Origin of the sequence: Sphingobacterium sp. UBA7631 (assembly GCF_002483935.1) — a bacterium.
In the GTDB taxonomy this organism is placed as follows: domain Bacteria; phylum Bacteroidota; class Bacteroidia; order Sphingobacteriales; family Sphingobacteriaceae; genus Sphingobacterium; species Sphingobacterium multivorum.
In genome coordinates, this window is record NZ_DLIX01000006.1 from 253,253 (window position 1) to 267,195 (window position 13,943).

General features: G+C 37.8%; 13 protein-coding genes. 10 read left to right on the top strand and 3 right to left on the bottom strand.

From position 1 onward, the window contains the following. The first annotated feature begins 33 nt into the window (after positions 1 to 33). On the top strand, positions 34 to 1,623 hold the full coding sequence (locus B3P16_RS11535) for a peptide MFS transporter (RefSeq protein WP_286843041.1): 1,590 nt from the start codon (positions 34 to 36) through the stop codon (positions 1,621 to 1,623). Between the two features lie 76 nt (positions 1,624 to 1,699). Here B3P16_RS11535 and B3P16_RS11540 read toward each other — a convergent pair whose 3' ends face one another. Continuing rightward, entirely contained in the window at positions 1,700 to 2,992 is a 1,293-nt protein-coding gene (locus tag B3P16_RS11540) for a hemolysin family protein (RefSeq protein WP_286834769.1), read from the bottom strand. A gap of 145 nt (positions 2,993 to 3,137) precedes the next feature. Continuing rightward, positions 3,138 to 4,484, bottom strand: a complete 1,347-nt coding sequence (locus B3P16_RS11545; RefSeq protein WP_046671778.1) for a Gfo/Idh/MocA family protein — start codon at positions 4,482 to 4,484, stop codon at positions 3,138 to 3,140. A gap of 230 nt (positions 4,485 to 4,714) precedes the next feature. On the opposite strand from B3P16_RS11545, the gene B3P16_RS11550 reads away from it, so the two are divergent. Then, positions 4,715 to 5,821 carry a phosphotransferase enzyme family protein gene (locus B3P16_RS11550; RefSeq protein WP_046671777.1) on the top strand — a complete coding sequence of 369 codons (1,107 nt, stop codon included), beginning with the start codon at positions 4,715 to 4,717 and terminating at the stop codon, positions 5,819 to 5,821. A 78-nt stretch (positions 5,822 to 5,899) separates the two neighbouring features. Further along, a complete protein-coding gene (locus B3P16_RS11555) occupies positions 5,900 to 6,544 on the top strand; it encodes a carbohydrate-binding family 9-like protein (RefSeq protein ID WP_070566104.1) in 645 nt (214 codons plus the stop codon). Between the two features lie 24 nt (positions 6,545 to 6,568). On the opposite strand, the gene B3P16_RS11560 is transcribed toward B3P16_RS11555, so the two are convergent. After that, a complete protein-coding gene (locus B3P16_RS11560; protein ID WP_046671775.1) occupies positions 6,569 to 6,907 on the bottom strand; it encodes a DUF2853 family protein in 339 nt (112 codons plus the stop codon). Between the two features lie 225 nt (positions 6,908 to 7,132). Between B3P16_RS11560 and B3P16_RS11565 the strand changes: the two genes are divergently transcribed. The 7 genes from B3P16_RS11565 to B3P16_RS11595 all read left to right on the top strand — a co-directional run bounded on the left by B3P16_RS11565 (position 7,133) and on the right by B3P16_RS11595 (position 13,938). Continuing rightward, complete coding sequence (locus tag B3P16_RS11565) at positions 7,133 to 7,381, top strand: type B 50S ribosomal protein L31 (protein WP_046671774.1); 249 nt, start codon at positions 7,133 to 7,135, stop codon at positions 7,379 to 7,381. A gap of 78 nt (positions 7,382 to 7,459) precedes the next feature. Next, positions 7,460 to 8,626: a putative sugar nucleotidyl transferase gene (locus tag B3P16_RS11570; RefSeq protein WP_286843042.1), complete on the top strand. Its 1,167-nt coding sequence runs from the start codon at positions 7,460 to 7,462 to the stop codon at positions 8,624 to 8,626. Positions 8,627 to 8,637: 11 nt separating this feature from the next. Then, the gene (gene tpiA / locus B3P16_RS11575; protein WP_070566100.1) at positions 8,638 to 9,405 is read left to right on the top strand and encodes a triose-phosphate isomerase; all 768 of its coding nucleotides are present in this window, start codon (positions 8,638 to 8,640) and stop codon (positions 9,403 to 9,405) included. 9 nt (positions 9,406 to 9,414) lie between these two features. Beyond that, on the top strand, positions 9,415 to 10,254 hold the full coding sequence (prmA, locus tag B3P16_RS11580) for a 50S ribosomal protein L11 methyltransferase (protein WP_046671772.1): 840 nt from the start codon (positions 9,415 to 9,417) through the stop codon (positions 10,252 to 10,254). Between the two features lie 7 nt (positions 10,255 to 10,261). Beyond that, positions 10,262 to 11,632 (top strand): Mur ligase domain-containing protein, encoded by a 1,371-nt coding sequence (locus B3P16_RS11585; RefSeq protein WP_070566097.1) that lies wholly within the window; start codon positions 10,262 to 10,264, stop codon positions 11,630 to 11,632. Between the two features lie 66 nt (positions 11,633 to 11,698). Beyond that, positions 11,699 to 12,028: a helix-turn-helix domain-containing protein gene (locus tag B3P16_RS11590; protein ID WP_070566095.1), complete on the top strand. Its 330-nt coding sequence runs from the start codon at positions 11,699 to 11,701 to the stop codon at positions 12,026 to 12,028. Positions 12,029 to 12,165: 137 nt separating this feature from the next. Continuing rightward, a complete protein-coding gene (locus B3P16_RS11595; RefSeq protein WP_112375595.1) occupies positions 12,166 to 13,938 on the top strand; it encodes a peptide MFS transporter in 1,773 nt (590 codons plus the stop codon). Positions 13,939 to 13,943: the final 5 nt, after the last annotated feature.

The following is a 13,943-nucleotide window of genomic DNA, read 5'->3' on the forward strand; positions in this document are numbered from 1 at the left end:
AAACCTGAGTTATAAAACAATTATTGAAATTATATGAATCAAGAAAAAGATCAAGTTCTTGTAGCGCATCTTGCTAAGCAGGGGATCGATGACAAGATGGTAAATGGACATCCTGCCGGATTATTTGTGCTATTCTTTACAGAGATGTGGGAGCGGTTTAGCTACTACGGTATGCGGGCATTGTTGACCTTATTTTTAATAAGTTCCATTTCTGATGGAGGATGGGAATGGAGTAATGAACGGGCCATGAAACTTTACGGTTTGTATACTGGTTTCGTCTATTTGACACCATTGATCGGTGGAATGATAGCGGATAAGCTAACCGGTTTTAAAAAGGCAATTTTGATCGGTGCTTTGGTCATGACCTTGGGGCATTTGTCTATGGCATTTGAGGGCGTAAATTCAAATTTCTTTTATCTAGGTCTTGTCTTAATGATCCTAGGAAACGGGATGTTTAAACCTAATATTTCTTCCATGGTGGGAAATCTCTACCCAGATCAAAGTCCTAAAAAGGACGCTGGTTATACCATATTTTATATGGGAATCAATGCCGGATCATTTTTAGGAATGCTATTATGTGGTTACATTGGTGAGAAGATCGGTTGGCATTATGGATTCGGACTTGCTGGAGTGTTTATGTTCTTTGGTATGTTGCAATTCTATTTTGGACAAAAGATATTTGGTATCATCGGAGATTCTCCTAAAGCACTTCAGGCTTACCATGAAAAAAAGATCAAGAATCACGAAGAAGAGGAAGAGGTCATTCCAGCACATGTTGTCCGAGATAGATTGATCGTCGTCACCATATTCATGTTGGCTAGTGTAGTTTTCTTTCTGTCTTTTGAACAGGCAGGAGGATCGATGTCAATCTTTGCCAAGGACTATACGCAAAGGGTTCTGTCTGGAAGTTCGGCGGTGACCTTTAAATGGATTGATACTATTTTGACCATTGTGCCTATTGTTATAGTCACAATTGTTTTAACAGCATTGGCTAGAAAGATATATAAACAATATCCATTAACGATTTTATTTACTGGTATTTCGTTTGGTATAATTTGGTGTTTGGGACTTTGGAAAGTCTTTAGAGAAATAGGAATAACTGGATCAGAAGTCGGCGCTTCATGGTTTCAGATTTTGAATGCATTTTTTATCATTTCACTGGCATCGTCATTTAGTAAATTCTGGGAAAAAATATGGAATCCGTCTGGTCCTGTTAAGTTTGCATTGGGCTTAATATTAGTAGGTATCGGATTTGCAGCATTGGCTTATGGGGCGAGTGAAATTCCCCAAGGTGCCAAGACAGCCTCTGTCAGTATGATTTGGCTTGTAATCGCCTATTTTTTCCATTCTGCAGGAGAGCTTTGTTTGTCACCTGTTGGTTTGTCTTATGTCAGTAAGCTTTCTCCAAAGAAATTTTTGGGACTTCTTTTCGGTTGTTGGTTCTGTGCTTCGGCTATTGCCAATTTTATCGGTGGATTTTTAGGGTCATACATTGATCGCATTACAGAAGAACATTCGATGTCTTACTTCTTTATGATATTTGCAATAGTTCCGGGAGTTACTGCATTGTTGTTGATCATCTTTAACCCCTTATTGAAAAAAATGATGCACGGCATCAACTAAATTGTTGTAGAAGGTGAGCATATAAAAGCGGTTGGCTGATCAGTATATCGATCAACCAACCGCTTTTTATATTCTTTTATTCCTCCACTTTCAAAAGTAGTTTATCGATGCGGTGGCCATCCATATCAAGCACTTCGAAAACTAGATTTTTAAATCGGACACGTTCGCCTTCTTCGGGCACGTGATCTAATCTTAGGAACACTAGGCCTCCTACAGTAGTTACATTGTTGATCTCATCTTCGTCTTCCTCAGAAAGACCGATTTCAAATTCATCCAAAAGGTCCTCGATCTGATATTGTCCGTCGACAACATAATCGCCGTTTTCCAATTGACGTATTGTCGGTCGGGCACTTAGGTCGCTTTCTGTGATGTTACCTACCAAATCGCCAACGATATCCCGTAACGTAATAATTCCCTGTGGCGAACCATATTCATCAATGACAACCGCCTGATGTATACTGGAGGTGCGCAGGGTATTCATGATGCTATAAGATGAGCTAAATTCGTTCACAAATTTGATGGGTAACATGAGCGTTCTTAGATCAAATGGTTCGTTTTGGAGGCATTGTCGTAGTAAGGACTTTACATGAACAACACCTTTAATATTGTCGAGTCCACCTTCACAGACCGGGTAGATGGAATGATTGTTGTCCAGTATGATCTTTCTGTTTTCTTCAAAAGAATCTTCCAGATCCAAAAAAACAATGTTTTTGCGGTGAGTCATTAGGTTGACCGCCTTTTTGTCCCCTAAACTCAATAGACGATCGACGATATCGTGCTCAATACCTTCGATGACACCACTGTCGACACCTTCGTCTACTAGCGCCTTAATTTCTTCTTCCGTGACACTATTGCCGCTACTCTTGATATTGAGTATTTTGACAATAAACTCTGTCGACATACTGAGTAGCCATACAAATGGTCGTACGATTTTGCTGAGCAGGTTCATCGGGTAAGCGATTAGCATGGCATACTTCTCCGGAATAGCCATACCGATACGTTTGGGGACTAATTCACCAAGCACCAACGAAAAGTAGGTGATGATAAAGACGACAATGATTACAGCGAGCTGTTCGCTATAGGGGGCTATAATACTGGATTTATTAAATATGCCGACTAGATATGTGGAAATACTACCACCAGAAAAAAAACCGGTTAGAATGCCGATAAGGGTAATGCCTATTTGTACAGTGGATAGAAAGTTGTTGGGCGATTCTTTTAGGTTTAGCGCTATTTTGGCTGCCGCATTGTTTTTATCGCTTTCAGCCTGTAGCCTTGCCTTTCTGCTGGATACGATGGATATTTCTGATGCCGATAGTATTCCGTTTAGAATAATCAGGACTAAAATAATAATTGCTTCGGTAAGCATAATGAGTTGAAAAAGTTGTTTGCTAGTGCTAATTTACGGAAAAGACCAGCTAAAAAGTAGGATTATTATGATTATGTCAAGCATCCATAAAAAAAGCCGTATATCTTTCAATACGGCTTTTATAATAATGAGAATGTTTTTTCAATTACATTCCACTGTCATCTAACATAAAAGTATTTTTCTTGGTTTTCCATTTTCCTTTTGTGAAATCAGGGAATTCCAACGTTTTATTTCCTTTTGCAATAGACTCGGTAGATAATGGGAATACAGCACTCATGGTTACTGAATCATATACGTCAATTGGCGTCTGTACCTTTTGTTTTACTGCCTGAATGAACGCATTGAATACAAACCAGTCCATGCCACCATGACCAGAACCATTTGCTACCGCTTCATATTTTTGCCAGATTGGGTGATCGTATTTCTTTACCCATTCATCTGCAGAATCCCACGTGTGTGGTTTGGATTTACCCTCGATGTGAATACCTTTTGCAACATCCATCCAAATACCATCTGTTCCTTGTACGCGGAAGCCGATAGAGTAAGGTCTTGGCAAGTGTGTATCATGCGTTAATAACATGGTTTCTCCATTTGCACATTGTAACATCGTTTGTGTGATATCACCATTTTTGTAATTGATCTTACCGTTGGGGTGTCCTGGGGAAACTTTATTGACATAGGCTGCCAATCCACGGGCTTTACTTGAGTACGAAGTGATATGGGTGAATCTGTTACCCTTGTTGATATCTGCAAATTGCATAATTGGACCTAAACCGTGGGTAGGATATAGATCACCATCTTGATCGATATTGAACTGTGTACGCCATTGTGCCTCAGAAATCGCTTTCGGGCCATATTCAACGCCATGGCCATAATACGCTTTTCCGTCATTGAATAATACTTCGCGTAAATCGTGTTGATAACCGCCTTCCAGGTGCAACAATTCACCAAATAGTCCTTGTCTGTGCATATTCAATACAGCAAGTACGTCACGACGGAATGCCACATTTTCTAGGGTCATGTAAGGCTTTCCGGTTTCTTCGGATACTTTCACAATATCCCAGTGATCTTGTAGCGTTAGACCTGCTATAACCTCGCAACCTACGTATAGTCCAGCTTTCATTGCGTCAATAGCTTGGTTTTTGTGGAATTGCCAAGGTGTTGCAATAATGACAGCATCTAATTTTTCATTGCTTAACATCTTTTTGTAAGCATCAACGCCACCAGTATATTCTTTTGGAAGTTTGGTGCCTTTTGCGTTGAATTGTTTACGGCATTGTGCTAGAGATTCTTCTTGGGTGTCACAGACAGCCACAATTTCTAAATCATCTCTGTTTAGGGCAATTTGAACGTGATTACGTCCTCTAAGACCCACACCAATAAAACCGATTTTTATCTTGCCATTTGTTTGAGCAAATAATTCTGTACTTGAAAGGACACCGATTCCAGCTGTAGTGATGGCAGTCGATTTTATGAAATTTCTTCTATCCATTGTTTTGAGATATAAGGAGTTTGTATATTAGTTATTTACTTGTTTGAAAACAGTCTTTGAGACTGGGTACTATTAACAAATATATTATTTCATTTGGGATAAATGAAAGTGCAAACGTTTGCTTAATTTTATTAAATTTCATGCAAACGTTTGATTGAAATAAAAATTATCATTTATTAATTCAATTTGTGATATTGCAAGCACATTGATGATTTAAAAAACATAGTTTAATGTCTGATTTTAACCAATTAGTAGTAGAGAGCGCAGCAAAACAATTCACATTAGAAGGAGATATCATTTCAGTGCAACCGTTTGGTTCTGGTCATATCAATGATACCTATCGTGTAGTTACTACTGTAGATAGCGGTATATCGCATTTATTACAACGTATTAATCACCATGTTTTTCCGAACGTGGATGGATTAATGCATAATATTGAGATTGTCACCAAGCATCTTAGCAAAAAAGTTAAAGTCGCTGAAGGAAAAAGAATCAGCGATCATGTATTGACAATTGTTCCTACAAAAGGTGGGGAATTATATATAAAAGATAGTCAGGATAATTATTGGCGCATGTTTATTCTCATAGAGGATACGAAAAGCTATGATATTGTAGAGACTGAAGTCCAAGCAGCCGAAGGTGGCCGTGCTTTTGGGTTGTTTCAAAAACAGCTGTCGGATTTAGATGCTTCGTTGATCGTTGAAGTACTTCCCAACTTTCATAATATAGAGTTTAGACTTGAAAATCTTCGAAAAGCAATCGCTAAAGATGTGTGCCAACGTGTAGCGTCGGTAAAGGACAAATTGGATTTTATCTTTAGTCGTGAAGATCGAATGAAAACCATTCTTGAACTTGGTAACAAGGGGGAACTTCCACTGCGCATTACACATAATGATACCAAGTTTAATAATGTGCTCTTAGATCGCCACGATAAGATGCAATGTGTGATCGATTTGGATACAGTTATGCCAGGCTATGTGGCATACGATTTTGGAGATGCGATTCGGACGATTATTAACCCTGTTGCCGAAGATGAGATGGATGTTTCGAAAATTCTGCTAAATCTTGCCTTATATAAGGCCTATGCCGAAGGTTATTTGGAGGAAGCTAATGACTTCTTGACAACTTTAGAGAAAGAAACATTAGTCGATGGGGCCTTCTTATTGCCCTATATGCAAGGAGTACGTTTCTTAACGGACTATTTGGAAGGAGATCATTACTACAAAACTAAATATGATGACCATAATCTGGTGCGTACAAATACGCAATTGAAATTGGTTGAAGAGATGGAAAAGAATGAAGCATTTATGCGGAAGGTAGTTTTTGATTGCATTTAACAATTTTATACCTTTAATCATATTGAGAAGCTTCCATCGCGTAGATGAAGCTTCTTTTTTCTGTAAAAAAATATTCGAATGAAAAAACTAACCATTTTGCCTATCGCAGCGGAGCTGGCCAATACACTTGATTATCATACTTTGTCGAAGCTCTTGAGCAATTTTGAATCGCATTCGCTGGAGTTTAATAACTGGAGCGAATCTTTCCCGTATAAACCTGAGGTACAATTTAAGATTGGCTATACCCAGGAGTATCTTGTGTTGCAATATGATGTCGTCGAAGAACAACTTCGGGGTAATTATTCCGAAACAAATCAAAATGTATGGGAAGATAGCTGTGTGGAGTTCTTTATTTCTTTTGATGGACGCGAACATTATTATAACCTGGAATTTAATCTAATTGGAACAGGCTTGATCGGTTATGGTCCGGCCGAAAAGGCAAATAGAAATCGATTGGATAGTACAACAATAGAACAGGTGCGTACTTACTCTTTAATTGAGCGTAATGGTTCCGATAAGCGATGGAGTATGATTGAGGTCATTCCACTTGCTGTATTTCAGTTTGACGATGTTGTAGACCTGAAAGGTAAACGGATACATGGGAATTTTTACAAATGTGGTGATCATCTCAAACAACCACATTTTATATCTTGGAATAAAATAGAAAACCCAACTCCTAATTTCCATCTCCCTGAGTTTTTTGGAGAAATGGTCTTTGGTTAGGAGTTGAGTGAAAAAAGGTGATGCTTATTGGTAAACAGATTCTTTTTTGAATTTCTTTGCCAATAAAGCATATACTAATACACGGTATTTATTTTTATTGGATTTGCCAATAGCGGTAATCACTTCCTCTAGTGCCTTGTCTAAATCAGGGCCATCTTTTAGGCCTAATTTTTTGATCAAAAAGTTTTGTTTGACACGGTTAAGTTCTTCGGGATCTGATGCAGCAATGGTTTCAGAGTCTGCATTGTAAATGGAAGGTCCTATTCCTTTTGTTACTTTTGCAATAAATGCTTCATCTAATGATAAGCCTAGCTTTTTTGATTCTGCAACATATGCAGCAATTTTTTCATCTAATTTGCTCATAATTATGTAAGTGATTTAATTGTAGTAAGTTAAGTTAGGTAAAAAAGTCGATAAACAAAATTATTCTTTGGTTAGGATAAAGATTGTTACATTTGTGCCCTTGATAAGTGCTGTTAACCAAAATGTGGAAAATTTCAACTAATTATTCTTCGTAATTGTTGTAAGTTACATTTTTATAAGTTATCTTTGCACCTCAATAATTGAATATACGTAATCATAATAATAATGAAAAAAGATTTGCATCCTTCAAATTACAGATTAGTTGTATTTAAAGATATGTCAAATGACTATGCTTTTATTACAAAATCTTGTGTTGATACAAAAGAGACTATTACATGGGAAGACGGAAATGAGTATCCAGTTGTAAAATTAGAGATTTCTCATACATCACACCCTTTCTATACAGGTAAAATGAAATTGGTTGATACTGCTGGTCGTATCGACAAATTCCGTAACCGTTACAACAAAAAATAATTGTAGCAGATCTGTATATTACAATATTAAGAACTCGATAAATATAATTTGTCGGGTTTTTTTTGTTATTTTTAATTTGTGAAAATCTTCTTTACAGATTGCTTTGATTCGATCCAATTGTTGGATAAGCTTAGCTCCCCATTAACTACTTTTGATAGAAAGAGTCTTTATCCATTTACTTTCGTGAAATCTTGTTTGGACCTTCGGGTTGGTATACTGACTTTACGGGAGAAATGGGCAAAATTAGCTTTAAAATTTGATGTACACTATGTTGCCAACGATGCGGATAGGGAGGGGCTTATATGGGTGTCAGAGAACGTTGTTCCGACAGTAGCCTTATTGCAGCTTCTACAACGATTGCGTGTCGGAGAGGTCCTTGTACAGGACGGATACGTTTTAGCTTGTTGTTATACGCATAAGGACTCTTATCGTGTGCAAGAGGTTGATATATCTGTTGATCTATTAAAAGGGATAGAAGATCTGTTTTTGCTCACAGGAACTGAAATAACACATGATTTCAATCATCTGGTACAAAGTGTTCAGTCGTCCAGTATATCTGGAACAAATCAATTGTTGGGTAATGATCTTTATGTAGCTGATCGCGTTAGCATGGAATGTGCTACGCTCAATACCCTACAAGGTCCCATATATATCGATGAAGATGTTACAATTATGGAGGGCGCGCATTTGCGTGGTCCATTATATCTTGGTAAAGGAGCCGTTGTAAAAATGGGCGCTACGATTTATGGGAATGTTTCGGTAGGGAAGCAGAGTGTTATTGGGGGAGAGATCGGGAATTCGGTCATTGGTGATTTTTCGGCCAAGGGGCATCATGGTTATCTAGGGTGCTCGGTAATAGGAGATTGGTGTAATTTAGGAGCTGGTACCTCTAATTCCAATTTGAAGAATAACTTAAAGACTGTTTCAATTTACGATTATGCATTAGATAGTGTTCGGGATACAGGTCTTTTAAAATGCGGTGCCTTTATTGGAGACTATACTCGCCTTGGCATCAATTCGGCTTTAAATACAGGAACAGTAATTGGAATTGCAAGCATGCTAGCAGATACAAGTTTTTATGCTAAATTTGTACCGTCATTTGCTTGGGTGTTTGACGGAGGTGCTCAGACTTATGAATTTGATAAGTTTATGGCATATCTGGAGACGCTGTATGCATCAAAAGGGGAAGAGCTCACGGAGCAGATTAAAGATAAATTGAATCAACTTAACAAAAAATATAATTAAATCGTAAAATCATGCGTAAAAAAATCGTAGCTGGTAATTGGAAAATGAATTTAGACTATCAATCAGGATTGAGCTTGTTTTCTGAAATTATCAATATGGCCAAAGATGAAGTGATTGGAAACCAGGAATTGGTTGTTTGTAGTCCATTTATTCATTTGTCAAGTCTTGGGCAACTGTCTAAAAATGTCGCGAATGTAAATATTGGTGCTCAGAATATTCACCAAGCGGAGTCGGGTGCTTATACAGGTGAGATTTCGGCTTCACAAGTAAAATCAGTAGGTGCTTCACATGTTATTTTAGGTCACTCTGAAAGACGTGCTTATTTTGGTGAAACTGATGCATTGTTGGCATCTAAAGTGGATATTGCATTAAAGCATGATTTAACCCCAATATTCTGTATTGGAGAAACAAGAGAGGAACGCGAATCTGGAGCTTTCTTTGATGTGATCAAAACACAATTGACAGATGGATTGTTCCACTTGTCTAAAGAAGCTTTTGCAGCTGTGGTGTTGGCATATGAACCAGTTTGGGCAATTGGTACTGGCTTGACAGCTAGCCCTGAGCAAGCACAGGAGGTTCATAAATTTATTCGTGAGGTGTTAGCTGATCAATATGGTCAGGAGATTGCTGATAATACAAGTATTCTATATGGAGGGTCTTGTAATCCAGGTAATGCAAAAGATTTGTTTGCTCAAGCCGACATCGATGGTGGTTTGATTGGAGGTGCTTCTTTAAAATCGAGAGATTTTATTGATATCGCTAAAGTATTTAACGGCTAATTTTTAGAAATGAAATACGTAGAGGTTATCTTTCAAATGCGATCAGGTGAAGAATGGCAGAAGGATTTGTTGATATCTGATTTGGCTGATATTGGCTTTGATACTTTTGAGGATACCGAATCTGGATTTGCAGCTTATATTTCAGCTGCAAATCTTGACTTGCAAGCATTAGAAACACTGATGCTTCAACCTTATGAAGGCCTGGAGGTCGATTATAAGATACAGGAAATAGAAAATCAGAATTGGAATAAATTGTGGGAAAGCAATTTCAACCCAATAGAGGTAGGAGGGCAATGCTATGTGCGTGCAACTTTTCATGAGGCCAAACCTGAGTTTCCCTATGAAATCATTATAGATCCGAAGATGTCTTTTGGCACCGGCCATCATCAAACAACTTCGATGATGCTTCAGTATATTTTGGAGAATGATTTTATGGGCAAGCAGGTTTTGGACATGGGCTGCGGTACAGGGATACTGGCCATTTTAGCATCAAAAAAAGGCGCGAAAGCTGTATTGGCTGTGGATTATGATGAGATATGTGTTGAAAGTGTAATCGAAAATAGGGCACTCAATCATGTTGAGCATATCGAAGCGCTCTGTGGATCTTACGAAGTTTTGGCCGGTCGGGTCTTTGATGTGATTTTGGCAAATATTAACCGTAACATTCTTTTAGAACAATTACCTCAGTATGCCTTGAGCATTCGTACAGGGGGTGAGCTGTACCTAAGTGGTTTCTATGAGCAGGAAGATTTAGCAATCTTAAGCGATGCGGCGACCACATTGGGTTTTGAGTTTATCTCCAATAAAGTTTTAAATAATTGGTGTGCAGCCAAGTTTGTGAAGCGATAATTTAGCTATGCGGATTCATTTTATAGCAATAGGTGGTAGTGTGATGCATAACCTTGCTATTTCATTGGCAAAACAAGGGCATCAAGTGACCGGTTCTGACGATCAGATCGTAGAGCCCTCCCGTTCTCATTTGATTGAAGCAGGATTGCTTCCTAATCAATTGGGGTGGTTTGAAGAAAAAGTGACGGAGGATATTGATGCTGTGATCTTGGGCGCTCATGCCCAGGCAGATAATCCTGAATTAAAGCGGGCCCAGGAATTAGGTCTTAAAATTTATTCTTTTCCAGAATTTATACAAGAGCTTTCGCAGGATAAAATCCGGGTGGTTATCGCTGGAAGTTACGGTAAGACAACCATAACGAGCATGGTGATGCATGTTATGCGATTTCTAGGAAAAGAATTTGACTATTTGGTAGGAGCTCAATTAAGAGGCTTTGATAAGTTGGTCGATATTACTAAGCATAATAAGATTATTATTATCGAAGGAGATGAATATGTTTCATCTAAGATTGATCCGAAGTCCAAATTTTTGTATTATAAACCGAATATAGCGTTAATTTCGGGTATTGTATGGAATGAGTTTAACTCGAAAATATCTCAAGAGGAATATATTAAACAATTTGAAGATTTTATTGACTCAATTCCGCCTAAAGGTACCTTAATTTATAATAAGGAAGATGTTGTGTTACAGAAGGTTCTTCAAGATACAAAAGATTGTAAGATCAATAGACATGGCTATAAGATTCCTGATTATACAATTAATAAGGGGGTGACTTACATCAATACACCGGATGGCGACGTTCCATTGCAAGTGTTTGGTAAGCACAACCTATCTAATATTGCTGGGGCGTATACGATCTGCGAATGGTTGGGGATCAAAAAGAAAGAGTTCTTTGAGGCCATAAAAAGTTTTAATACTTCGATTCGTTATTTGGAGTTTGTTGCAAGCTCGGAAGGATCTGTGGTTTATCAGGATTATGCCTGTAATGCGGATAAAGTGAAGTCAAGTATTCACGCCGTGAAAGAGCAATTTCCTAATCAGAAATTGGTTACAATTATCGAATTAAACTCGTATGATAGTTTAGATTCATCGTTTTTGTTACAATATGCAAACTCAATGAAAGAGTCGGATGTCTCTGTGGTCTACGTGAATATAAATTCCTGTAAAGAACTTAATAAAGATATCGAAAGTGTCCCCAATAATATTAAGAATAATTTTAATAACCCTGATTTAGAGGTTGTTGTGAGTTTGGATGGGCTCTATTCATTTTTAGATGGTGTCAAATCAAAAGGTTACAATTTACTTCTTATGAGTTTAAATAATTATAATGGGGTTAATTTGTCTGTGCTCGCTGATCGGTTTTTTAGAGATTTTTAGAGAAAAAATTATAATTTAATGTAAATTAAATTGTAATTTATTATTTTTGTTTAAAATATCTACCAGATGAATGCATTAGGAAAAAAAATCAGATTACTTAGACACCAAAAGGGGTGGAGTCAAGAGGATGTTGCAAAACGATTGGATATCTCAATCCCAGCATTTTCTAAAATTGAAACAGGGATTACAGATGTGAATTTGTCTCGCCTGAATCAAATCTCAAAATTATTCAATTTGACAGTTGTTCAACTTTTATCTACTTCAGATTCTGAAGAAGATAAAGAGTATGTAAACGAGGTGAATGCTTTGACGCAAAAATTACAACAACGCGATGGCGAAGTAATTGAATTGCAGAAAAAGGTTATTGATCTTTATGAGCAATTGCACAAAAGATAAGGCATATTAAAAATGTTACCGAAAAGGCAATCCAAATGGGTTGCCTTTTTTTGTTTATGCAACTTTATTTTGGTCAAAAGTGATTTTGTTTTTGTTTCTTTGTAAGTATTTTATCAAAAAATAAAGGTTGATTATTTATGGGGAGATTAAACGGGGATATAACGAATAGCCCGTCGACTGATTTTTTTAAGTCAAATGTATTGGGACAGCGTTCAGGACTCTTTGTCCTTTTCTTTACTGAAATGTGGGAACGTTTTTCGTTCTACGGGATGCGTGTACTCTTAATGCAGTTTTTAACTGCTGCAGTTATTCAAGGTAGTCCTTTCTCGGGATGGTCCTGGACTGCACAACAAGCGGGAGCACTTTATGGAACCTATGCCATGATGCTCTATTTAACTCCTATTCTAGGAGGGATTATAGCGGATAAATATATTGGATCACGGAAAGCTGTGATCATCGGTTCGGCGATTATGACGCTTGGACATGCTGCCATGGCCTTTGATACTTCCATTATGTTTTTTCTGGGTTTGATCTGTTTAGTTATTGGAACAGGTTTTTTCAAACCCAATATGCCTTCTATCTTAGGTGAAATGTATAAAGATCTACCAGAGAAAAAAGATGGAGCTTATACCATATTCTACATGGGGGTCAATGCTGGTGCTTTCTTTGGCATGATGCTATGTGGATATATAGCCGAAACGTATGGTTGGCATTGGGGATTCGGCTTGGCTGGTATCTTTATGCTTTTGGGAACACTGCAGTTTGTTTTCGCAAAACCGCTCATGGGAAATCTTGGTGTATTAACTAAATCTACCTCTGGGGAACATAAAGTTATCGCTGAGGATACCGATACCAGAAATCCATTTACCATACGGGATTATGTATTGATCGCGATAGTTTCTATTATCGGTTTCGTATATGCTTTCAATGACCCTTTGTCTAAGAATGGTATTGTTGATGTGTTTTCTGGTTTGGATACACCGTTTCTTAGAGGTCAATATATTATGGTCATTGTGGCGTTAATTCTCTTCATATATCTTATTGTGACACGGATTTTGCGTTATGATAAGGTTGTAAGGGATCGGATGTTTGCGGTCGTGTTGCTAGCGTTTTTCTTGGTCTTCTTTTTTATGAGCTTTGAGCAGGGGGCAACTTCGTTGGTTCTTGTGGCGAGAGATAATATTGATAGATCACTTACTGGTGCTGCATTGACGACCTTTAATGTGGTAAATGGTTTATTGACGATTGTACCGCTTTCGATTATCTCTTGGGTTCTGATTAAATTGGCAAAAGTAACCTGGAACAAAATTGCCATTTCAAATATCGTATTGTTTATCTGTTTTGGGTTGATCTGGGGAGCAGTAATCTGGATGTTGTACAATGAATTCAATAAAGAAGCATCAGAAATTAAAGTCTCCTGGTTTTCGATCCTAAACTCATTTTTTATCATTGCACTTGCCTCCTCGGTATCCAAAATTTGGGAGTCCAAATATAACCCATCGGCAGCCTTTAAATATGGCTTTGGTTTGATTTTGGTTGCGATAGGATTTTTTATTATCGGGTTGGGATCTATGGGGATAAGCCAAGGGGCTAAAATCTCGATGGTATTTTTGGTGCTGACCTATTTGTTCCATACATTGGGCGAATTATTTATTTCACCGGTAGGTCTTTCTTACGTATCCAAATTGGTGCCGGCTCGCATGCTCGCATTTATGTTTGGAATATGGTATTTGGCGATTGCTATTGCACAGAAGGTTGCAGCGGTATTGGGCGGACAAGTGGAAACAATTCAAGAGGAGCACTCCTTGAGTTATTTCTTCTTCTTATTTACAGCAATTCCTGCCTTAGCAGGCCTGTTAGTAATGCTGTTTAATCCATTGATTAAACGATTGATGCACGGAATTAAATAACAAAT